The organism is Chitinophaga sp. HK235, from assembly GCF_018255755.1.
Lineage (GTDB): Bacteria > Bacteroidota > Bacteroidia > Chitinophagales > Chitinophagaceae > Chitinophaga.
On sequence record NZ_CP073766.1, the window covers coordinates 2,418,302 to 2,441,278 of the forward strand.

Consider the following 22,977-nt stretch of genomic DNA (forward strand, 5'->3'; position numbering starts at 1 on the left):
TCTCTCCTTGATTATTTATTTATCTTCTATTCTTATTTTACTTTCCCTGCTCAAACCCGCTTTGATTTTCTTCACTGCATCCTGACCAGCTGCGCTTTGTACCTGTGAGCTAAAAGTCTGTACCGCGCTTTTAGCGGTATTAACACCTGCCGACGGCTCTATCACACGGATATTTTTCAGTTCAGTTACCGGCAGCATCTGATAGTTGCTACGGTAGCGGAAAGGCTTTTCATTATTTTTCCAAACCGGATTAATCACGGAGATCTGTCCGGTCATCTCACGGTCAGTATTACGGAAGCCGGAGCCGAGGCGGAAACCGCTGTAGGACTTATCATCCAGATGATCCCTGATCACAATATTTGTATTCACGCTGCTGCTGGCGCTGGGCAGTCTGGTGAGTACGATCAGTATGCCATCCCTTGCATTGTTGTAGGTGGTCACGCTGTCGATGGTGATGTTATTGATGATATCTTTGGGTTCATTGGGTTCTATATCAATACCACTCATGGGTAAGGTGCCATAAGTATTGGCAATAGTGGTATGGCGGATATTGATATTACGGCCGCAGACGATGGAGATACCGTTTCTGCGGTTGTAATCCAGCAGACCGTTGTAGATATTGATGTTTTCACTGGGGATATAATGATCATTCACCACATCACGGGTACGCCAGCCTATGTAGATACCATCGCCCCAGCAGTTGGAGATACGCGGATTATAGATACTAACGTCTTTGGCTGAACGAATAGCGATGCCCATGCCATGTTCGCCGGCAGTGCCCTGATGATCGTTGCGATCGCCGATCAGGCGGGCATTGTAGATCTTGACATTATTGACACCATGCAGGCGTAGTATCTCGAATTTTTCCAGATTGTTGGGCTGCATGATCAGTTTGGAACCGGGCTTAAAATACAGGTTGGCATTGCTGCTGACGGTAAGCCCTTTACTGCTGATCAGCACCGGAAAATCAGGGAATACCACATCCCTGTTTTTATCGAGGCCGTTTTGCAGGTAGTCGGTATAATCCACGGTACCGTCTCTTTTGTATCCTGGCGGCAACAGTGTAGTGAGGTCTACGGCTGCGCGTATGCCTGCATTGACTATTGCAGTCATGGTGGCGGATGGTGTGGGGCTGTATTGTGCGGGCACAGTACTGAAGACAAACTTCTTCCCGTTGTAATCGATGTCGCCACCCTGTGCCATACAGGACATGGCATACATGGCGAGGCCGCATAAGAGGGCGCCAGATCTGGACATGGTCATCTCTTTAACATTTAACTGTTAACAATCGGTTTTTCTCAATCTGTTTATATATACCCGGCATCAGCCCGGATACCAGTGCAGGTCATTGTCCTGCGGCTCCGTGCGCTGCCTGTTTTTGGGCAATATTGCTAATTCATAGGATATCGGAATAAAGTATACAGCAAACAAAAATATAAGGTAATCAACCAGCCAGGATCGATGCACAAATACTACAGCGAAGAAGAAAAATGATAACAGTACACACCGCTGTTTTCTCCCGTAGGTCATCACAAAAAACCATACGACATACAATACAATCCCTGCCAGTCCATATTTCAGCAAAAAAGAACGATAATCGGAAGATGTCACTTCAAAATTCTCCGTGATGGTTCTGCCACCACCGAAAAAATTGATCCGATAACGGGTATAGTGGTCATAGAAGCGGGAGAACTCCGCGCTCGTTCTGGCATCCAGCACATCCTGATTGGTACTTACCTTGTTCAGGAAAAAGCGGTCCAGGAAATCGGTTGGCATAACTGACACTACGATAAAACCTACTACCACCAATACTATCACACCTACTACCTGTTTATGCGAAAAACGGAAGCGATACATACACAAGCCGGCAAACAGTACATAAAAACCCATCGAAAGCGTCAGCAGCGCAGCACAGATAATCACGATCCGCTTCTTTTTGTTCAGCACCTCCGGGTTCATGAACAATACAATAGCAGAGATCATTCCGAAGTGTCCCGGCTCTGAAAAAATACCGCTTACACGGAACAGGGAACGGCCAAATACCTGATATTCCTGTCCCTGCAACACAGCAGTGCCGGGATAGATATAAAACAGCGATTTGGAGCCTGTAGCACCTGTTTCATAAGGATAATATGGCAGGTCTATTCCGATGAGCTTCACCACAATTACCAGCAATGCCAGCAAAGCAATGACAAAGATGATGTCTGCAAAATACCTGGCGGCCATCAGCAACACGACCGTATCCAGCATGATAACGGTGAGGAATACCAGTAACCATACGGCAGCCACGACAATCCTATCGTACTGCCGTATGGGAAAGAACAGGTACAACAACAAAATAAACGATATGATAAAACAATTCAGATTCTGGTTGGTCAAACGGGCCTGACGATGTGCCAGGCAATTGGCAAACAACATAAAATAGATGCCGGTTGAACCCAATATCAGATAGGCTGCATTACCGCCCATGCTAAAGAACGGAGAGCAGGAAATCAACAGTACCAGCGCCAATGACCAGGCAACGGGCTTGTATGTTTTCATATTTATGTCCAACGCTTTCACCGGCAAAAATTTAGATATTTTGTTATTTGGATATTTTGTTATTTGGAAATTTTCTTCCTGAATTTTGCTACAATAGCCATTGCAAACGCTTTGTCTTCCCTGGTATATGTAAATATTTGTTTTACAGGAATACGTGTATGTACGGAATACAATACCAGAAATACCAGCGCCGCGATGGAATAACTTACCGTAGAAGCCATAGCAGAGCCGCTCGCGCCATATTTGGGTATCCACCAGTAGTTGAGCACCACGTTGGCAATTACCGCCGGAATCATTGCTTCCATCGACATCCAGGGCTTTCCTTTACCGGCGATGTCCATATACAACACTTTGTAGATGATCATCAACAATACGCCCGGCATGAGTATTTTCAGCACTTTGGAGCTTTCTGCAAAAGCGGGGCCATACATCAGGCCAATCACAAAATCGGACAGACAATAAAAAGCTACTGCAATCACGAGAATGAGAATGAGCGCAAAACGCAGCAGGCGGCATACTTTAAGGGAAAACTCTCCCGGATCTTTTGCACCAGCACTGCGCGAGAAAATGATGGTGCTCAGAATAGCAGGTATCTGCCACAACATCTCCACCAGCACTGCGCCTTTGGAATAGATCCCCAGCTCATAGGCATTGGACCATTTTTCCAGCAGCACCACATCTACCTTGTAATTGAGGCTGGCGATCAGCGTAGTGCCCGCATAGATCACGCCCAGGCTCAGCAGCCCTTTGATGATTTTTCCATTAAAGCGGGGCCTTACCGGAATAATCTTCCGGATATTCATCACCACCAAAAATGACAGAAAGAATACACCCAGAAAAGTGGCCGCCATAGAGCCTGCCACGCCGAAGTGGAAAATACCGGTGAGCAAAAAAGTAAATACCAGATTGATAATAGCCGGTACCCAGTTGATCCGGTTAAAAGCTTTCACATTCTGTTGTCCGAGAAAGATACCGGAGCTGTAGGTAGTATACAGCGAAAAAGGAATCGCTGCCAGCGCCCAGAAAATAAGGATATTAGGATAGTCGCCTTTAGTAAAGTACTTGATCAGCAGGAAACTGCTGATGATACCGATAAGGCTGGTGAAGATCCAGGTGGCCAGTACGGCACCATATACCTCCTTGATATCATATTTTTCCTGTCCGACGAAGTAGGTGGTGGACTGTTGTACACCCAGTGCACCGATAGCCATAAAAAGGCTCGGATATACCAGTAGTGCGGCGCTTATCCCATTGCCTTCAGGACCAAGATACCTCGCCGTAACGATAGAGGTACCCAATCCCAGTACAAGGGAAGCCACTCTGCTGGTGAATACACTAGCAAGGTCTTTGATAAAAGAATTCTTAGGCACTTTTCAATAAAGAATTATATGGTTAGTTACAACAGGCGATATGGTTATTGACGGCCTACTGTCTTATACACTGTTGCCAGGTTTCCTGCCATCCGTTCGATGGTAAAATTTTCCATTACAAATTGCTGCGCCTGCGCTGTTACCTCTTCTCCTATGCTGTTGGTACGAATATGGCGAATAATGTCTTTCAGTTTATTGCTACCATCTGCTACATCATACGGGTCAAAGAAATACTGATGATAATATTCGTGCGTGGCTTCATGATGTGGCTGCAGGCCCGAAGCACATACCGGCACTTTCATGTATTGTGCTTCTATCAGTACATTTCCCAATCCTTCGTAAATAGAAGGGAAGAAAAACAGATCAGCTATCAGCAGATATTTAGTGATATTCTGATCTACGCCGGCGAAGAATACACAGCTTTCGAGTCCTTCCAGGGCCACCTTTCGTTTCACCTGTTCAAACAGGGAGCCGTTGCCGACGAGTATCAGTTTATACTTTTCCTTTATCGGGTTCAGGGATTTAAAACAATCGATCAGATAAAGATGGTTTTTAGGTTCCCTGAAACTGCCGATATGCAGGAAGGTGCAGTTGCTGTCTGCCACAAACTGTGCCACTTCATCGCCCAGTTCCGGCGAGTTGCCTGCCAGTTTCGAAAAATCGATGCCGTTGTATATCAGCTGAAACTTATCGGAGGCGGGCCTGTTGGCCGTATAGTACTGCAGGTTTGTTTTGGAATGCCCGATGATTCTGGTGGCATAACGCAACGTTAGTTGTTTGTGCAATGCCAGCCAGGCCCTGGTGGCGGCAGACAGTATAAACGAATTTTCCCTTTTAGGTTTGGCGAAATAACGTTCGCTGTGTACTGACACGATAAATGGTATAGACAACCATTTGCAGGCCAGTGCAAAAGCTCCCGAAGTAAAACCAAACCTGCTGTGTACTACATCATACTTTCCTTTTTTCAGGATTTTGTAGAGTTGTACGGCATCGTTGAAGGGTATCCTGCTTCTTTTAAAATAAATGATTTCTGCACCGGTTTCTTTATACTGCTGTTCCAGCAGCCCACCTTTTGCATAACAGCAAACGGTGAGCCGGATGGCAGCGTTATTCAGATAGGGCAGGCATGAAAGCAATGTTTTTTCGATGCCTCCCATATCCAGTTTACTTACGATGGTCAATACTCTCATAGCCTGGTTATTTACACTGTATTGTTACGGTACCAGTCCATTGCTATGTGCAGCCCCTGCAGCACGGTGAAAGCAGGCTGATATCCGATCAGCTGGCCGGCCTTGCTGATATTGGCCAGGCTGTGTTTCACGTCGCCTTTGCGTTCTGGCTGATAGCCGGGTTTTATATCGATACCACCGATAGTACAGATATGTTGCCATAACTGGTTGAGGGTGGTGCGTTCACCAGCGGCAATGTTGACGATTTCACTTTGCCGGATATTGTCTGCCAGCAAGGCTTTCACATTAGCTTGTACGGCGTTCTCCACAAAAGTGAAGTCCCTGCTCGTTTCCCCGTCACCGTTAATTACCGGTGCTTCGTTACGGATAGCCGCTTCCATGAACAAGGGAATCACGGCAGCGTAAGGTCCGCGTGGATTCTGGCGGGGACCGAACACGTTGAAATACCGCAGCCCTACTGCATGAAAGTCGTATACTCTCGAGAATACGTTTGCATACAGCTCATTTACATATTTGGTAACGGCGTAAGGCGACAAAGGATTACCTATCAGCTCCTCTACCTTAGGCAGACCGGGATGGTCGCCATAGGTGCTGGAACTGGCCGCATATACGAAACGTTTTACCCCTGCATCCCTTGCTGCTACCAGCATGTTAAGAAAACCACTGATGTTGACTTCATTGGTGGTGATCGGGTCGTTGATGGAGCGTGGTACTGATCCCAGCGCGGCCTGATGGGAGACATAATCCATTCCTTCAACAGCCCTGCGGCAGTCATCCAGGTTACGGATATCTCCTTCTATCAGTTCAAATGCAGGATCAGTAAGGAACGGGGCGATATTTTCCCGGATGCCGGTAGCAAAATTATCCAGCACCCTTACTTTCTTCGCTTTGTATTTCATCAGGTATTCCACCAGGTTGGAGCCGATGAAACCGGCTCCCCCAGTGACGAGGAAACTGTATTGAGACAGTTCTTCCTTATGATAAGGTACTTCGTACATACAATTTTTTAGGGAGTTATTATAATCTGGCGTCTACTGCTTCTTTTGGCAGCATGCCTTTAACATCATAAATAACCCTTGTTTGCTTACATATTTTATCGAAGGTCAGGTCTTTAAACTGATGATGGGCCACCGCCAGGACTACTGCGTCATAGTTGCAATCCCCGTCGAGAGACTGTACAGAGCGCCATCCGTATTCGTGATGTACTTCTTCCGGATTAGCCCATGGATCGTATATGGTAATGTTGGTCTCATAATCCTTCAGGGTGTTGAGGATATCTACCACTTTGGTGTTGCGTACATCGGGGCAGTTTTCCTTAAAGGTGATACCCAGTACCAGTATGTTTGCATTTTTAACGTTGATCTCTTTCTTCACCATCAGCTTCACCACTTCATGGGCTACAAATTCGCCCATACCATCGTTGAGGCGGCGTCCGGCGAGGATAATCTCCGGATGGTAGCCGGCTTCCTGTGCTTTTTGTGACAGGTAGTAAGGATCTACACCGATACAGTGTCCGCCAACCAGTCCGGGGCGGAATTTCAGGAAGTTCCATTTAGTGCCGGCGGCCTGCAATACTTCATCTGTATCGATTCCCAGGCGGTTGAATATCTTAGCCAGTTCGTTGACAAAAGCGATGTTGATATCACGTTGTGCGTTTTCAATCACCTTGGCTGCTTCAGCTACCTTGATGCTGGCAGCTTTGTGCGTACCGGCGGTGATGACGGCTCTGTAGAGCTGGTCCACTTTTTCAGCCACTTCCGGTGTGGAGCCGGAAGTCACTTTCAGTATTTTGGCTACCGTATGTTCCTTATCGCCCGGGTTGATCCTTTCAGGAGAGTAGCCAGCGAAGAAGTCTTTATTGAACTTCAGACCGGAAACCTTTTCCAGTACAGGCACACATTCATCTTCCGTTACACCGGGGTATACCGTTGATTCATAAATCACAATATCTCCTTTGCTGAGCACCTTGCCTACTGTTTCACTGGCTTTGTACAGTGGTGTGAGGTCGGGCCTGTTGTGTTTGTCCACCGGCGTAGGTACCGTAACGATATAGTAATTACAATCCCTGAGTTCTTCAATGTTGTTGGTACAGTATAAGCCGGTAGCTGCCTGTGCGTCTTTTGCCAGTACGCCTTTCAGGTCATCATCGGCTACTTCCAGCGTATGGTCGTGGCCACTTCTGAGCGCGTCGATGCGCGCCTGGTTAATATCGAAACCTACAGTTCTGAACTTTCTGGCAAACTCCACTGCCAGCGGCAAGCCTACATATCCCAAGCCTATAATTGCTATTTTGGTATCCACAGCCATAGTATTATTTTGTCTTAAAATGATTTTTAGTTATTGATAAGTGATTTTAATTTTTTGATACCTTTCTTTTTTTGTGTGTTTTCATGCCCGTAACCATAACCATAGCCGTAGCCATAACCACCGTAACCCGATGACCTTGAGGCTTTTACATCATTTATGATTAGATTGATTTTGGGCATTTTACCGTATAAATATAAGTCTTTTGACACTTCCAGCTGCTGACGGAACGTATAACCCTGCCTTACCAGGTACAACGTAGCGTCTGCAAAACGGCCCAGCAGCTGGGCATCTGTCACCAGTCCTACGGGGGCGGTGTCGATGATGATATAGTCGAAATAGCGGCGCAGCTCTGTGAAGAGGTGTTCGGTAGACTCCAGCAGCATCAGTTCTGCCGGATTGGGCGGTATGGGCCCTGAAGAAATGACCTTCAGGTTTTCGTGTATGCCCGAGGGTTGTAAGATCTCGTTGATGCTGGCCCTTCCGATGGAATAACTGCTAAAACCGGTGTGGTTGCTTAATCCCAGCCCTTCTGAGATCTTCGGTTTGCGGAGGTCCATTTCCAGGAGCACCACCTTTTTACCGGAGTAGGCCAGTACAGCAGCCAGGTTCACGGCTACAAACGATTTGCCTTCACCACTCATGCTGGAAGTGAGCAGTACGACTTTATCCTGTTTGCCCGACAAGATAAATTGCAGGTTGGTCCGGAGAGCGCGGAACTGTTCGGCCACATGGGTACCGCCGTCTTTGCTCACTACCAGTGACTGCTTATCAGTGCAGTGGCCTATTTCGGCCAGTACCGGCACCGGTGTCAGTGCTTTGATATCTTCCCTGCTCTGGATACGGGTATTGAGCAAGCCACGCAGATAGATCCATAAGGCCGGGATACCGGCGCCTGCTATCAGTGCCAGCAGGTATACCATTATCCGTTTAGGCTTGAACGGTAACGCGTCGCTTTTAGCCGGATCGATGATCCTGGCAATGGCCAGGTTGGATGTTTTGGAGATAGCCGATTCTTCCCGCTTCTTCAGCAGGAACACGTACAGGTCCTGTTTGATGGCCTGCTGGCGGGAGAAGTCGAGGAACACCCTTTCTGCAGCAGGTACCTTGCGGATACGCTGGGAGAGGGAGTTGCTGTTGCGTTGCAGTTCTTCGATACTCAGCTCCACTCCTTTCCTGAAAGATTGTATGTTGCTCGCCAGGTCGCCGCGGATGCCGGACAGCTGGCGATCGAGGTTTACCACTACCGGGTTGGAAGGTGTGCTGGCCAGCAGCTGCCTTTCCCTTTCGAGCTGCAGGGTGTTGTATTTCTCTACCAGGCCTACGAAGGTAGGGTCCTGAACGATCATGGAAGAAGGGACTACTCTTTTGTTGTTTTTTTCGTCGCGGATATATTCTTCCATGGAACTGATCACATTCAGTTTTACCTGTGCGTCTGTCAGCTGTTTCAGGTTGTCGCCGGTGCCGGACACCAGTAGTTTGGATTGTTCGGTGAGATCGGCCAGCTGGTTGTCTTGTTTAAACTGCTGGATGTTTCTTTCTACGCCCAGTAGTTCAGTGCTGACAATCCGCAGTCGTTTGTCAATAAAATCGATGGTACTGTCGGCGATCCGGTTTTTATCTTCCACACTGGCGTGACGGTAAGCATCTATCAGTGTGTTGAGGATCTCCTCCCCTTTTCCCGGGATGGTGGTTGTCAGCGCCAGATCGATGGTACTCACCTGCTTATTGGGAATACTTACGTTGAGCTGTGTCATCAGATCGGCCACTGCATTGTCTATAGACACTACGTTCACATCGTATTCTGCTTCGAGGCTATCAACCGTATGGTGTCTTGTGAGCGTCATAACGCCTTCGGGTAAACGAATTGTGTCACCCCAGGCACCGCGGAGACTGAGGTCTTCCCGGTGGAGGGCAAAACTATCGCGGCCTTGGGGCCTCAAGGTATAACTCACCGCTGTGAGTGTATCTTTGAGCGACAGCCAGTGCATGGAAAAAGGCCGTTTATTAAACACTTCGGTCTTCTTCACCCTTCCTTCGGTGAAGTAGCGGACATTCAGTTCGAGGCTATTCACTACCTTTTCCGCGAGGGAACGGGACTTCAGTATTTCCACTTCATTGTCGACGTTGCTTTTATTGGAGAACAGTTCCAGCTGTTGAAAGAGTTCTTCACCGGGGATATTACCTCCTTTCTGCTGATCCTGTACCAGTATTTTCGCATTGATGAGATAGTTGGGCGTAGCATACCGGAGGTATACCCATGCCAATGCGATGGTTAAAATGCCGCATAACACAAACCAGTACCAGTTGGACAATACCTTGTCCAGGATGCTGCGCAGGTCCAGTACACGCTCATTTGACTCCTGTGGTCTACTGTGACCATTGGCAGAATGTTGTCCTTTAGAATAAATGTTCTCGTGCTGCATGCAAATGTGTTAAGATATTAGAATTTTATTCGTGTCAATAATACAATCAATACAGACAGGGCAGATGAAACGATGGTGATGTTTCTGAGTCTTGCACCATCTGTGGATGCGATCTTTGACTTATTCGGTTCAACATATACCACATCTCCCTGTTGCAGATAGTAATAGGGAGAAGTAAACAGATTGGTATTATTCAGGTTGAATCTTACAAACTCTTTCTTGTTATCCTTTTCCCTGATGAGCAGGACATTCTCTCTTTTACCGTAGATGGTAAGGTCTCCGGCCATGCCTATTGCATCGAGCAGGGTCACTTTTTCATTGGGCATCACGTAGGTAGATGGCCTTGCCACTTCTCCCAGTACGGTCACTCTGAAGTTGGCCAGTCTTACGTTTACCACCGGGTCTTTGTAGAACTCGGCGGCTTTGGCTTTTATTTCATCCCGGACCTGGCTGGTGGATTTGTCTTTCACCAGCATTTTACCGATCAGTGGAAGGGTGATATATCCTTCTTTGTCAACCAGGTATCCGCTAACGCCGCTGCTGTTGACAGTAGCACCAGTACCAGGTGTGCCGGTTACCGGCCAGCTGGCGGTGTTCTGCTGGTTGAGCAGTACGGTGGCTGCGGGGTCCAGTGTCTGGATGCTGACCTGCAGGATATCATCTACCTGGATGACAGGTGTTTTATACATCGCCTCAGCCACTTCCTTGTTGGGCAGTGAGTCTGGCACATCTTTAAAATAAGAGATGTTCTTTGGCGTTGCACAGGAGAACAGGCAAATGCTGACAATGCCTGCCATCAACCAGTCTGCCCATCCACGTTTCTTCATAAAACAGAGCATTGCTCCTTGTTCCCGGGTGAAAAACTTCATATTGACTCTCGTTTTTTTCAGGCAATAAAGGGCCGGTCCAGGCAACGGAGTGCACTGGCGGTGTAACCTTCACTGCGCAATGATTACATTTTTATTTTGTCCTTATCCAATTCTTCGTAGGCCGAATTTTTACTAATAAATTCCGGCACCAGCTTTTTCATTAGTGCTACCGTTGGCGTCAGGTAATGTTGTTGGGCAGATGCGATCAGTTGTGTAACTTTTTCATCTACCTCTGCAAAAGAATAGCTACGTACTTTTGCGATCATAATTTTTTCGTGATAGGTAGGTAAAGTATTTTCTGCATTGTTCAACAGTTCTTCGTATAACTTCTCTCCGGGCCTTAATCCTGAGTATACGATCTGGATATCCCTTCCTGGCTCTTTACCGGCCATACGGATCATTTTCTTTGCCAGATCGGCCACTTTCATGGGTTTGCCCATATCGAAAACAAATATCTCGCCACCTTGTCCCATAGCGCCGGCTTCGAGTACCAGCTGGCAGGCTTCAGGGATGGTCATGAAATAGCGGGTGATTTCCGGGTGCGTTACCGTAAGTGGTCCGCCGCTTTCCAGTTGTTTCTTGAAGCGGGGTATTACGGAGCCGTTGGAGCCCAGCACATTCCCAAAGCGGGTAGTGATAAACCGGGTGGGAGGCAAACCAAATACCGGTCCTGTTTTTTTAAAGTGCTCGTTGATTTTATTACTAAAGGATTGTGTGAAGATTTCGGCGATGCGTTTGGAGGCGCCCATCACGTTGGTAGGATTGACGGCTTTGTCTGTAGACACCATCACAAATTTCTCCACGCCAAATTCTGCCGCTAATTCCGCCATGATCTTGGTTCCCAGCACATTGTTCATCACGGCGATGGAAGGATTTTTTTCCATCATGGGCACGTGTTTATATGCGGCCGCGTGGTACACGACAGCAGGAGCATATACTTCAAACAGCTGCTGCATGCGGCTTCTGTCACATACATTACCAATGAAGGGTATGATTGGAACATTGGTCCCTGTCTCTGCCATCTCGAGTTCCAGTTCATGTAAAGGTGTTTCGGCCTTATCACAGAGGATGATTACCGCAGGTTCGTAGCGGATCACCTGTCTTACTATTTCGCTGCCAATAGAGCCGGCAGCACCGGTTACCAGGATACTCTTATGTTTGAGTTCATGGTTCAGCTGTTCATTTTTAATATCGATCACAGATCTTTCCAGCAGGTCCTCAATATTGATATCTTTCAACTGTATACTGTTTTGTGTACCATCGATCCATTGATTGACAGGGATGATTTTCTGTACTTTAATATTCAGTGCTATACATTCTTCCACCAGTTCATTCAGGTGCAGTGGGTCGAGATGTTCATCGGGGATGAGCAGCAGGGATACTTTCCCTTGTTTGACCATTTTAAACAGCTGTCCTTTGCGGGAAACGTATACAGGCGTACCTTCTATGGATTTTCCTGCATGTGCGTTGGTATCAGCCAGGAATGCAACTATTCGTATATCCGTTTCCGGATTTTCGTTGATGGCTTTACGTAACATCAGGCTGGTAAGGCTGGTATGATAGATAGCAGCCCTTACTTTATTGACAGAGCGGAAGTTTTTATAGTATTTAAATATCCACTTCACCAACAGCCGGTATGACAAGAGGAGAAAGGAAGTGATAAAGAAATTGATCAATACAACGGAGAGGGGGAAATAATTCACTTCGGGGTCGAGCACATGGCTGTATCCAATAGACAGATAGATACAACAGCTGATGATATTGAGGCAGGCGATGTTGCCAATATCAGCCAGGCTGGTATGTCTGACGATGCCGCGGTATGTACGCAACAGCAGCGACAATACCAGATGAATGCCTAATACAATAAGGGAGATCTTTTCCAGCGGATAGGGAGTGAGGGCCTCCATATCAAAGTTCAGCCTGAGCAGAAAGGCAAGATTAATGGCGAGGACGGAACACCCGAGGTCCAGCAGCAGGATAAGCCATGACGGGGTAATCCATGATGATCTATACACCATAGGTTTCAATAATAGATACGGTTAAAAAATATTGCTCGTCCAATCGGGCAGAGTCGCGCAGTATAGGTTTTCATAGAAGCGCTCTACTCTCCTGTCAGATCAGCTAAGGTTTGGTTCGCATTTATCGGTTTTCAACTTTTGCAAAGTAAATATTAAATTTTGATTTCTACTCATTATGAAAAAGTAAACAGCAAAATTTTTTTAATACTGCACACATTGCGATCCAATCGACTCAAACGACAGGATTATAAAGGCAGGTATAAAAACCTTACCTGGACTGTAATATGTATCCGGGGGCCTGTTCGCATACAGGTTTAAAAATTCGGACAGCTAACATTACAGATAACAGAAAAAAAACTACATCAGCAACAATAGTTGCTATACAGATAAGACAATCTCAATACCTTCTCAAATGATTTATTGTTCAGATGACAGTCATTTCCGTTCGTTAGGTTTTCCTGCGCTAACACGCTGAATAAATGATACATGGTCTTTAGATTTTTCCTGGTTAACTAAGTTCGCTATATGGTTAAAATAAGTTCTTTTTCTAAAGTTGCTTAGTGACGGCGGAGGGAACAAACACCATACCAAACTTTCACAAAACAATGCATTTGTGTTTGTAAACCATCAATTTATTCATAAAAGTAAATGATTTTTTGAATAATCCCTAAAGAGAAAATGAAATTAACCTACAACAAACACGACGAGGCTCTTTGCGCCGTGGGCGCCTAATACGAGGGATTGCTCTATGTCAGCGGTTTTAGAGGGGCCGGCAATGAATACACCGAAGCCGGATTGGGGGGCACCAATTTTTTCATAGGCCTCGTGCATGGTTGCCAATATCCGTTGCCGTGGTAATATAATAGCGAGGTGCTGACAGATAAAAGGTAACACTCTTATATGTATATCCTGTTCCGTTAGCCAGATGGCTCCGTTTTCAGCCACGCCCCATTGCCCGGGCACGATGGCCATGTCCACATCTTCCAGCAGATGCGGATCTTCGTTTATCCATTCCCGTGAATCAGCAGCAGCTGATATTACCCTGCTGAGATGGGGGTAATGCTGGGCCAGCAAGGCGGGAATCTCAGCAGTATCACTGATCTCAAACAAACTGCCACCCAGTCCTTCCAACACTTTGCGATAAGCATCCAGCGTTGCCGGCATAGAGCCTGACAGCCCATCCAAAGATGGCAATGCGGAAGATCCTGGTTGATTTTCTCTTACGGCTCTGAGTATCTGTTCCCTGCTGCTCATATCAATATCTTATTTGCTAATGGTTATTTTTTGTTTTTCTTGTTTTGTGCATACCATTCGGAGAATGATTGTGCCGGCGGTGCGGGCAGCTCCCGTTGTTTATACCAGGGGTTCAAACGATTGTTGACCATACCCGGGAAGGCACGCATTACCCAGCGACCCATTTTACCGGCTTTTTTGTAGTTGCCTGGTTGGGACAGCACTGCGCTCATAATCTTCATACCTGCTGATTTCATACCGGTAGTATGTCCTTCCTGTACCAACACCTGCCGCCATTTATACAACTGCTGATGAATATCAATTTTTACAGGGCATACATTGGAGCAGGAGCCACATAAGGTAGAAGCAAAAGGCAGGTCCGCATAATCCTTCATATTGAGGTTAGGTGCCAGGATAGCCCCAATAGGGCCTGCTACCGCCGTGTGGTAACTATGACCGCCACTACGCCGGTATACCGGGCAGGTATTCATACAGGCACCACAACGGATACACTTTAATGAGTTACGGAAATCCTCGCGTCCTAATTGCCGGGAGCGTCCATTATCCACCAGAACGATGTGCAGCTCCTGGCCGGGGGCCGGTTTTCTGAAATGGCTGGAATAAGTGGTGATCGGCTGACCTGTGGCACTGCGTGCCAGCAGCCGCAGAAACACGCCCAGGTGCTTACGCTGCGGGATGATCTTTTCGATACCCATACAGGCAATGTGCACATCGGCCAGATGAGCACCCATATCGGCATTACCTTCGTTGGTGCATACCACCATTTCTCCGGTTTCGGCCACAGCAAAATTAACACCGGTAATAGCGGCCTTTGATTGAAGAAACTCCTTACGCAGATGCTGGCGGGCCGCTGCTGTGAGAAACTGCGGATCAGCATTGCCGGCAGGTGTGCCCAGGTGTTCATGAAACAGCTCCCCTATCTCCTCTTTCTTTTTATGGATACAAGGCAATACAATATGACTGGGTGGTTCTTCCGCCAGCTGTACAATCCTCTCTCCCAGGTCGGTATCTATTACTTCGATACCATTGGCCATGAGATGCGGATTGAGGTGACACTCTTCGGTGAGCATGGACTTGCTCTTCACCATTCGTTTTACACCATGTTTTTGAAGGATGCTTGTCACGATGCGGTTATGCTCCGCCGCATCTGCCGCCCAGTGGACGATAGCACCATTCTGTAATGCCTGTTGTTCGAACTGTATCAGATAGTCGTGCAGGTTACCCAGCACGTTTAATTTAATCTGTGAGGCTGTTTCCCGGAGCAGCTCCCATTCAGGGATACTCCAGGCCTGGCGGTCACGCTTGGCTCTTACCCACCACAATGTTTCATCATGCCAGTTTACTCTTGGCTCGTCTTCATTAAACTTGTCCGCCAGTGTAGCGTGATCAGTTGTTGGCCTGTTCATCGGCTGTTTGATTGAGGATTTCAGCAATATGCATCACTTTCACCGGCTGATGCTGACGGCGGAGGATACCTTCCAGGTGCATGAGACAGCTCACGTCTGTACCGGTGATAACGGTAGCACCACTTTTAACGTGATCGGCTACACGATCTTTTCCCATTTTTACGGAGACTGCTTCTTCTGTTACACAGAAAGTTCCGCCGAAGCCGCAGCACTCGTCTTTTCTGCCCAGTTCCACCAGCTCCAGGCCGGCCACCATACGCAGCAGCTGTTCCGGTTTGGAGAAAGGGGCCGCCACCAGTTCACTCATCTGTGCAAGGCCTAGCCCCCGCTGTCCGTGACAGCTCTGGTGCAGCCCTACCTTACAGGGAAAACGTGCCGGCAGCGCGTTCACTTTTAATATATCCGTCAGAAATTCGGTCAGTTCATATATGCGGGACCGTATGTTGGCAGCAGCTGTTTCGCTGGCCGGATCGTGCAGATGTTCCTTTATATGCAGCACACAGCTGCCGGAAGGAGCCACGATGTAATCGTAGGCCGCAAAATTGCGGACAAACAGACTATTACATTGATGTGTCAGATGCTCATATCCCGAATTAGCCATGGGCTGACCACAACAGGTCTGCCCCTGCGGGTATTCCACCTCACAACCCAGTTTCTGCAATAGCTCCAGGGTGGCGATGCCTACCTGTGGATAAAACTGATCAATATAACACGGTATAAATAATCCTACTTTCACAGTCGCAGTGATTTTAATGGTCATTTCCTGATCTGCAAATTTAGCGGCTGCCACGGGAGTATTCCTCCCTCTTTTTTACCGGTTACTAACTTATTTTTCACTGGTAATAAATAAAAAGGCCGGGATGGAATCCCCGGCCTGTCCTATACTTTATGTATTTGCTTTATGGTTGTACCTTGATGGTCGCCTGCACCCGTTGCGCATCGATGTAGGTTATCTTCATAACCCCATTTTTGCCGGCGGCATTCCGGAAGAGTACCACCCCTTTATAGGTCATCGGGAACACCTGACCATCCTGTTTTACAGCCAGGTTATTAAGTGCTGAACCATGCGACAGGGTGTCAAATTTGGCCGGATCATACACTTCTACAGATGGTAAATTCATCACCAGCGTGGTAGTCGCATTGTCAAACGACAGCTGCTTTGCATCAGGACTGCTGAAGAACAGGCCCGCAGGATCTACACCTGCATATACCAGATCAATGGATTTACCATCCTTAGGAAGATTGGTGCGGTTGTACATTTTCCCTTCCTTGGTAGAGAAGGCCACCCCCAGCGTCTGACTGGCACCGGAATTATCAAACTCCAGATCTTTATATACTGTCAGGGAATCCTTTCCTGCAACCACCGGTTGCGGCGCGTTGTCATCATTGTTCTTATCTTTTTTGGAACAGGCGGTCAGTATGGAGGCGAGCACCACTGCGCCAAGGATCAGTTTTTTCATAGGATTGCTGGTTTTATTCTAAAGTAGCTGATATCACTGTCCGTGAACTACTAAAAAAATGACGGCTATGGGTCTATAGCCGTCACAAATATATTAAAATATTTTATATTTTATTTTGTAAGATGGAAAACCTCTGCCAGCAGCTCGTAGGAACGGAGCCTATCGGCATGGTCGCTGGTGATAGTAGCGATCACCAGTTCATCCACATCATAAGCTGCCGCCAGCTGTTCGAGGCGCGCCTTCACCTGTTGTGGTGTACCGGCGATCCTGCGGCCACTGTTAGCTCTTATCCGCAACAGTTCTTCAGGAGTATATTCAATGCCCTTTATCTCCTCATAAGTTGGAAACACATCATACTGGCCTTTTTCAAAGCTCAGCATACGATGGTCCATTACCGCTTCCATTTCTGCTGCTTTTTCTTCTGTATCAGCGCAGAAAACGAAGATGCCTACACTGGCCTGCGGGGCCTGTAAATGAGGAGAAGGGCGGAACTGACTGCGGTAATTGCTGACCGCCTCCGGCCCGCCAATAGGGTAGATAAAGTGGGCAAAAGATAATGCCATCCCGAAATGGGCCGCCAGCATACCACTTTCACCGCTGGAGGTAAGTATCCACAGGTCCGGTGAGGTAGGGATGGAAGGAATCGCTCTTATCTTTTCCTGCATACTCCCGGGCACCGCCTTGTCTGTCAGCCATGCCTGCAGGTCTACCAGCTGCTGTACAAATTCTTTGGGATCAAAGGTGTTGGACGGATTGAGGATACGCGCTGTAAGCCTGTCACCACCGGGAGCGCGGCCGATGCCCAGGTCTATGCGGCCGGGGAATAATGCTTCCAGCAGCCGGAAATTTTCGGCCACCTTGAGGGTGCTGTGATTGGGCAGCATCACCCCACCGGAGCCAATTCGTATGCGCGATGTTTCACTGGCCAGCCTGGCAATCAGTATTTCCGGCGACGCGCCTGCCAGGCTTTTTGTATTATGATGTTCTGATAACCAATAGCGAGTATATCCCAGCTTGTCTGCCAGTTTGGCCAACTGCACACTTTCCTGCAATGCTTCCATGGCATTGCTGCCATTTCTGATAGGTGATTGATCCAATACGCTTAGTTTCATCTTTCGTTGTTTTTTTAATCTTTCATAATCTGCTCTTCCTGTTGTTTTTTAAGATACCATTGCACAGCCCTGATTTCAGCGAAAGTAACGGCAGGGCCTACCCGTTCTTTGATAGGGCCTGCGGCGGTGGCGCCCAGTTCCCGGATGTGAGATACAATCAGTTTGACCGTTGACTCCGACACGAAGCGGTACAGGTCCAGCTCACCGGCCTCTACACATTGCGCCAGATGGCTTTCCACAGTGCTGACAGCCAGTTGCCGCGTCACTGCAATATCCGGGATCGTTTTTCCACCCAGATATAATTCCAGCGTACCACGACGGCTGCTACCGCGTTCCACCTTACCTTTTGCTGCAGGCTTCACCGCTTCCTTCTTTCCATCAGCAGCGGTTTCCCCTTCCCTGAGTTTCAAATAATCCTTCAGCCCTTTGGTAAAATTCAGCTCTGCATAAGATACTTCCCATATCTGCTGAAGTTTGTGCCAGAAGTCGGCTTCCAGCGACATCAGCTGCAGCAGGTACTTCTTTGACTTCTGCTTTTTCACCAGCGCAATATGTTCCTGCAAAGGCTTGATCAGCTCTTCGTATATGCTTTGCGTGAAGTAACCGATCGCTTTGGTCACCCGCTCTTCCAGCTGGTCCGTTTCTCCGGTTTGCACTGTAGTATCGAGCAACAGATGCAGCTGTACCACAAAGCGGTTGGCTACCTCCTGCTGCTGGTCTGTTTTAGCAGACAGCCGGCGGCTTAACTGAAGCGCCTCATCGATATCGGGTACTTTTTTGTCCTGAATCCATACCGCATGGCTTCTTACATTGGCCTGCATCCTGTACCAGTCGAACAGCTGCAGTAGTGAAGTAGCCTGGAACTTCTTCCTTTCCATTTCCAGCAGTACCACCAGTTCGTTTGCTGCTACTTCCTTCTCCGCGAATTCAATCACCTGCCGGTCTGTTTTGATACTACCGTAGGTAATACGGGAATGCAATACCAGCCCTTCGAGCGAAGTACAGCGGCTCAGCGCCACATACACCTGTCCGGGAGCGAATGCATAGCCGGCGTCGATGATAGCCCTTTCAAACGTAAGCCCCTGGCTTTTGTGGATGGTGATCGCCCAGGCCAGCCGTATCGGGAACTGTGTGAAACTGCCGATCTCTTCTTCTTCAATACTGTTGTCTTCCTGGTTATAGGAATAGCGGATATTGCGCCAGGTTTCCTTTTCCAGTTTCAGCTCTTCGTGATTGCCGGACAACACGAGCGTAATCTCAGTATCACTGATATCCTTTACGGTGGCTATTTTACCGTTGTAGTAACGACGGGGCTGTGCCAGGTCGTTTTTCAGGAACATCACCTGCGCTCCTATCTTGAGCTGCAGCACCAGTTCCGTAGGCAGGGCCTTGTCGCTGAAATCACCTTCTATCTTACCTTCAAAGCGATACAGTTTGCCAGGCATATCTGCCAGCCGCCGGGAGTTGATATCGTCTGCCTTGCGATTGTGCGTAGACAATACGATGTATTCCCCCTCTTCTCCCTTAAAATAAGGATCATAGCGGTCGTTCAGCATCATCAGATCTTCCTCCTCGATCTCACTGTTACGAACACGGTTCAGCACATCAATGAAGAGCTGTTCGTTTTGCCGGTATATCTTTTTCAACTCGATATACAGCGGGGGAGCCTGTTCGATTACCTTGGCATCGAAGAAAAAAGAACTTTTGTAATACTCCGACAACAGCTGCCATTCTGCATCCGGCACTACCGGCGGCAACTGATACAAGTCACCGATAAACAATACCTGTACGCCACCAAAAGGCTGCAACGGTTTGTTCCTGAAATGTCGCAGGATAGTGTCTATAGCGTCCAGCATATCACATCTCACCATACTCACCTCATCGATGATGAGTAGTTCCAGTTCCTGCAAGAGGACTTTTTTATCGTTGGTAAAACGGATGTTGCGGAATAAACTGTGTTTGTCTGTGCTGCTGATCTCATCCATACCGAAGCCACGTTTGCTACCCGGAACAAACGGGCCAAACGGCAACTGAAAAAAGGAGTGCATGGTTACCCCGCCGGCATTGATCGCTGCAACACCGGTAGGCGCCACCACCACCGTATTCTTCTTCGTTTGTTCTTTGATATGTTTGAGGAACGTAGTCTTGCCCGTACCGGCTTTACCGGTCAGGAAGACATGGCGGTTCGTCTGGTTAATGAAATCTGCCGCCAGGTGGAAGATGATATTTGTACTATCAGGTTGGGGCATGATATTTTAAAATTGAAACTGCAAATATAATCTATTTTCCCAGGGCTGAAGCCCTGGGCTAAGTTTGTTTGAGGAGGAAGATGAGGGTTTTGCCCCCGGGACTGAAGCCCTGGGCTAAGTTTGTTTGGGGAGGAAGATGAGGGTTTTGCACCCAGGGCTGAAGCCCTGGGTGAAGTTGTTTGAGGAAGAAGACGAGGGTTTAGGAATTGAGAGGGATGTTTTTTATAATGGAGAAATAAAAGCCTGATTATTCATAAAGCCTCGTCTTCTTCCTCAAACAAATTTAGCCCAGGGCTTCAGCCCTGGGAATAAAAAAACTGCCCCGGCACAAAGCCAGGGCAGTCCAACAAAACTAATATCAAAAAAAGTTATGCCAGTCTTACATTAACAGCATTCGGGCCTTTTCTACCTTCTTCCACGTCGAATACTACGCGGTCGTTTTCGCCGATGCTTTCTTTAATTCCAGATACGTGAACAAAAATTTCCTGTCCTGTACCTTCGATTTTAATGAATCCAAAACCTTTAGCTTCATTAAAAAATTTAACTACACCTGTTTGCATTTATATAATATTTAATTGTGAACTCGTTTTCGCCATTATTAAACAGGCGGCTACCTGGGCGACTAGAAGAAAAAATGTAAGAAAAAAGCTGAATGTACCCGGAGATCACTAACAGAATTGAAATACAATATTCTTAAGAAGCGGGACGAAGATAACAGTTTGTCCTGTACTGGCCAAACTTTTTTCGCTGCATGCATCACTTTTCAGGATTTCTTAACACAAAACTGACCGGATAAAAGCCCCATAAATTTATATATTTTTGGCTCCTATATGAAAAATACTGACGCCTGGCGCATAAGGGCCATCCTGACCGGTTCAGCCGGCAATCTGGTAGAATGGTACGATTGGTACATCTACACTACATTTTCGCTGTATTTTGCTCCGGTATTTTTTCCGAAGGGAAATTACACCGCACAGTTACTGAATACGGCCGCCATCTTTGCAGTAGGGTTCCTGATGCGGCCTATCGGTGGGTGGATGTTTGGCCGGATCGCCGACCAGAAAGGCCGTAAAGCCTCCATGACATTATCTGTTTTACTGATGTCCATGGGCTCCATGCTCATCGCTTTTACGCCCTCCTACAACAGCATTGGGGTAGCCGCGCCCGCTTTACTGCTGGTAGCCAGGCTCTTACAAGGCCTCAGCGTAGGCGGAGAATATGGCACATCAGCCACCTACCTCAGCGAAGTAGCCACTGCCAGCCGCCGCGGGTTTTACTCCAGTTTTCAGTATGTAACCCTGATTGGTGGCCAGCTGACAGCCCTCGGCGTACAGATGCTGCTGCAGCGGGTATTCCTCTCCCCTCCCCAATTGCAGGAATGGGGATGGCGTATTCCCTTCGTCATTGGCGCCCTGCTCGCTTTCTTCGCGCTGTATCTCCGCACTCATATGCAGGAATCCGGTTCTTTCGAAAAACATAAAACATCAACCAACAAAGGATCGGTAAAAGCCCTTTTCCAGCAATATCCCCGCGCAGCCTTTACGGTAGTAGGTCTTACGATGGGTGGCACCCTCGCCTTCTATACCTATACTACCTATATGCAGAAATTTCTGGTCAATACCGTACATCTCACCATAGAAAGAGCCACCACCATCACTTTTTATGTGATGCTGATATATGCAATACTGCAACCTTTATTCGGCTGGCTTTCAGATATATATGGCAGAAAACCCCTGCTGATAGGGTTTGGCGTGCTGGGCACCCTGTGCACGGTGCCCATTCTGAGTACCATTAGCCAGACCAGCTCCGAATGGACTGCCTTCTGGCTCATCCTGGCAGCGCTCGTCATTGTAAGTGGTTATACCTCCATTAATGCGGTGGTAAAAGCGGAGATGTTTCCGGCGGAAGTAAGGGCGCTGGGCGTGGGCTTCCCCTATGCTATCACCGTAGCCCTCTTTGGAGGTACAGCAGAACCTATTGCCCTCTATTTTAAAAAGACAGGGCACGAATCCTGGTTTTACTGGTATGTAACAGCCTGTATCTTTATTTCTCTGCTGGTATACATTACAGCGAGAGACACCAAACGCAGCTCCTACCTTGATAAGGATTTTACAGAACCATCTGCATAACCGATAATAAGCCGACTGGCGTAGTGCAGGAACAATCCGTTCTCCACTACGCCAGGGATATCATTTAGTTGCTGGTGCAATCCAGCCGGGTCTTTGATTTTTTCATAATGGCAATCCAGTATGTAGTTGCCATTGTCTGTCACGAAAGTACGGCCGTCTCTGGTACGCAGCACCGGCGCTGCATCCAGGGCTATAAGCCTTTTAAAGGTCAGCTCCCAGGCAAAAGGAATAATCTCTACCGGCAACGGAAAACGGCCCAGGTGTTTTACATACTTGGACTCGTCGGTAATCACGATCATCTGGGATGATGCGGCCGCCACGATTTTCTCCCGCAGCAATGCGCCACCACCGCCTTTGATCAGCCGGAAGTGTTCATCTACCTCATCAGCCCCATCAATGTCCAGATCTATTTTGTCTATTTCACTGAAAGAGATGATGGGGATGCCTTGTTCCTTTGCCAGCTGCTCCGACTGTTCAGAAGTGGCCACCGCACGGAGCGGCATACCATCTCTCACGAGCTTGCCTATACGCATAATCGCATAGTAGGCCGTACTACCGGTACCCAGACCAATGGTCATTCCCGGTTTGACGTATTCGGCCGCTTTTTCTCCAGCGGCCTTTTTTGCCAGGTCCTGTTGTTGCATGCAAC

At 47.7% G+C, this 22,977-nt stretch carries 18 protein-coding genes; 1 reads left to right on the forward strand and 17 read right to left on the reverse strand.

The window, feature by feature from the left end:
- Positions 1-15: 15 nt before the first annotated feature.
- From KD145_RS08065 to KD145_RS08140, 16 genes are all read right to left on the reverse strand, one after another.
- Positions 16-1,263 carry a right-handed parallel beta-helix repeat-containing protein gene (locus tag KD145_RS08065; protein WP_212005389.1) on the reverse strand — a complete coding sequence of 416 codons (1,248 nt, stop codon included), beginning with the start codon at positions 1,261-1,263 and terminating at the stop codon, positions 16-18.
- A 60-nt stretch (positions 1,264-1,323) separates the two neighbouring features.
- Positions 1,324-2,541, reverse strand: coding sequence for a hypothetical protein (locus tag KD145_RS08070; protein WP_212005390.1), 1,218 nt, complete (start codon positions 2,539-2,541; stop codon positions 1,324-1,326).
- Between the two features lie 59 nt (positions 2,542-2,600).
- The gene (locus KD145_RS08075) at positions 2,601-3,911 is read right to left on the reverse strand and encodes a flippase (RefSeq protein WP_212005391.1); all 1,311 of its coding nucleotides are present in this window, start codon (positions 3,909-3,911) and stop codon (positions 2,601-2,603) included.
- 44 nt (positions 3,912-3,955) lie between these two features.
- Positions 3,956-5,101 carry a glycosyltransferase gene (locus tag KD145_RS08080; protein WP_212005392.1) on the reverse strand — a complete coding sequence of 382 codons (1,146 nt, stop codon included), beginning with the start codon at positions 5,099-5,101 and terminating at the stop codon, positions 3,956-3,958.
- 11 nt (positions 5,102-5,112) lie between these two features.
- On the reverse strand, positions 5,113-6,099 hold the full coding sequence (locus KD145_RS08085; RefSeq protein WP_212005393.1) for an SDR family oxidoreductase: 987 nt from the start codon (positions 6,097-6,099) through the stop codon (positions 5,113-5,115).
- Positions 6,100-6,118: 19 nt separating this feature from the next.
- The gene (locus tag KD145_RS08090) at positions 6,119-7,408 is read right to left on the reverse strand and encodes a nucleotide sugar dehydrogenase (protein ID WP_212005394.1); all 1,290 of its coding nucleotides are present in this window, start codon (positions 7,406-7,408) and stop codon (positions 6,119-6,121) included.
- 26 nt (positions 7,409-7,434) lie between these two features.
- Complete coding sequence (locus tag KD145_RS08095) at positions 7,435-9,831, reverse strand: polysaccharide biosynthesis tyrosine autokinase (protein ID WP_212005395.1); 2,397 nt, start codon at positions 9,829-9,831, stop codon at positions 7,435-7,437.
- A 17-nt stretch (positions 9,832-9,848) separates the two neighbouring features.
- Entirely contained in the window at positions 9,849-10,700 is an 852-nt protein-coding gene (locus KD145_RS08100) for a polysaccharide biosynthesis/export family protein (RefSeq protein ID WP_249219762.1), read from the reverse strand.
- Between the two features lie 83 nt (positions 10,701-10,783).
- Positions 10,784-12,718 carry a nucleoside-diphosphate sugar epimerase/dehydratase gene (locus KD145_RS08105; protein WP_249219763.1) on the reverse strand — a complete coding sequence of 645 codons (1,935 nt, stop codon included), beginning with the start codon at positions 12,716-12,718 and terminating at the stop codon, positions 10,784-10,786.
- A 684-nt stretch (positions 12,719-13,402) separates the two neighbouring features.
- On the reverse strand, positions 13,403-13,972 hold the full coding sequence (locus KD145_RS08110) for an LUD domain-containing protein (protein ID WP_212005396.1): 570 nt from the start codon (positions 13,970-13,972) through the stop codon (positions 13,403-13,405).
- 23 nt (positions 13,973-13,995) lie between these two features.
- Positions 13,996-15,378, reverse strand: coding sequence for a lactate utilization protein B (locus KD145_RS08115; protein WP_212005397.1), 1,383 nt, complete (start codon positions 15,376-15,378; stop codon positions 13,996-13,998).
- Positions 15,359-16,114, reverse strand: coding sequence for a (Fe-S)-binding protein (locus KD145_RS08120; RefSeq protein ID WP_212005398.1), 756 nt, complete (start codon positions 16,112-16,114; stop codon positions 15,359-15,361). Before KD145_RS08120 ends, KD145_RS08115 begins: the two co-directional genes overlap by 20 nt.
- A gap of 163 nt (positions 16,115-16,277) precedes the next feature.
- On the reverse strand, positions 16,278-16,838 hold the full coding sequence (locus tag KD145_RS08125; RefSeq protein ID WP_212005399.1) for a hypothetical protein: 561 nt from the start codon (positions 16,836-16,838) through the stop codon (positions 16,278-16,280).
- A 110-nt stretch (positions 16,839-16,948) separates the two neighbouring features.
- Positions 16,949-17,950 (reverse strand): LLM class flavin-dependent oxidoreductase, encoded by a 1,002-nt coding sequence (locus KD145_RS08130; protein ID WP_212005400.1) that lies wholly within the window; start codon positions 17,948-17,950, stop codon positions 16,949-16,951.
- Between the two features lie 14 nt (positions 17,951-17,964).
- Positions 17,965-20,199 carry a helix-turn-helix domain-containing protein gene (locus KD145_RS08135; RefSeq protein ID WP_212005401.1) on the reverse strand — a complete coding sequence of 745 codons (2,235 nt, stop codon included), beginning with the start codon at positions 20,197-20,199 and terminating at the stop codon, positions 17,965-17,967.
- Positions 20,200-20,567: 368 nt separating this feature from the next.
- Positions 20,568-20,759, reverse strand: coding sequence for a cold-shock protein (locus KD145_RS08140; RefSeq protein WP_078668260.1), 192 nt, complete (start codon positions 20,757-20,759; stop codon positions 20,568-20,570).
- Positions 20,760-21,029: 270 nt separating this feature from the next.
- On the opposite strand from KD145_RS08140, the gene KD145_RS08145 reads away from it, so the two are divergent.
- A complete protein-coding gene (locus KD145_RS08145) occupies positions 21,030-22,328 on the forward strand; it encodes an MFS transporter (RefSeq protein WP_212005402.1) in 1,299 nt (432 codons plus the stop codon).
- Here KD145_RS08145 and rpiA read toward each other — a convergent pair.
- Positions 22,292-22,972, reverse strand: coding sequence for a ribose-5-phosphate isomerase RpiA (rpiA, locus tag KD145_RS08150; protein ID WP_212005403.1), 681 nt, complete (start codon positions 22,970-22,972; stop codon positions 22,292-22,294). The genes KD145_RS08145 and rpiA overlap by 37 nt on opposite strands.
- Positions 22,973-22,977: the final 5 nt, after the last annotated feature.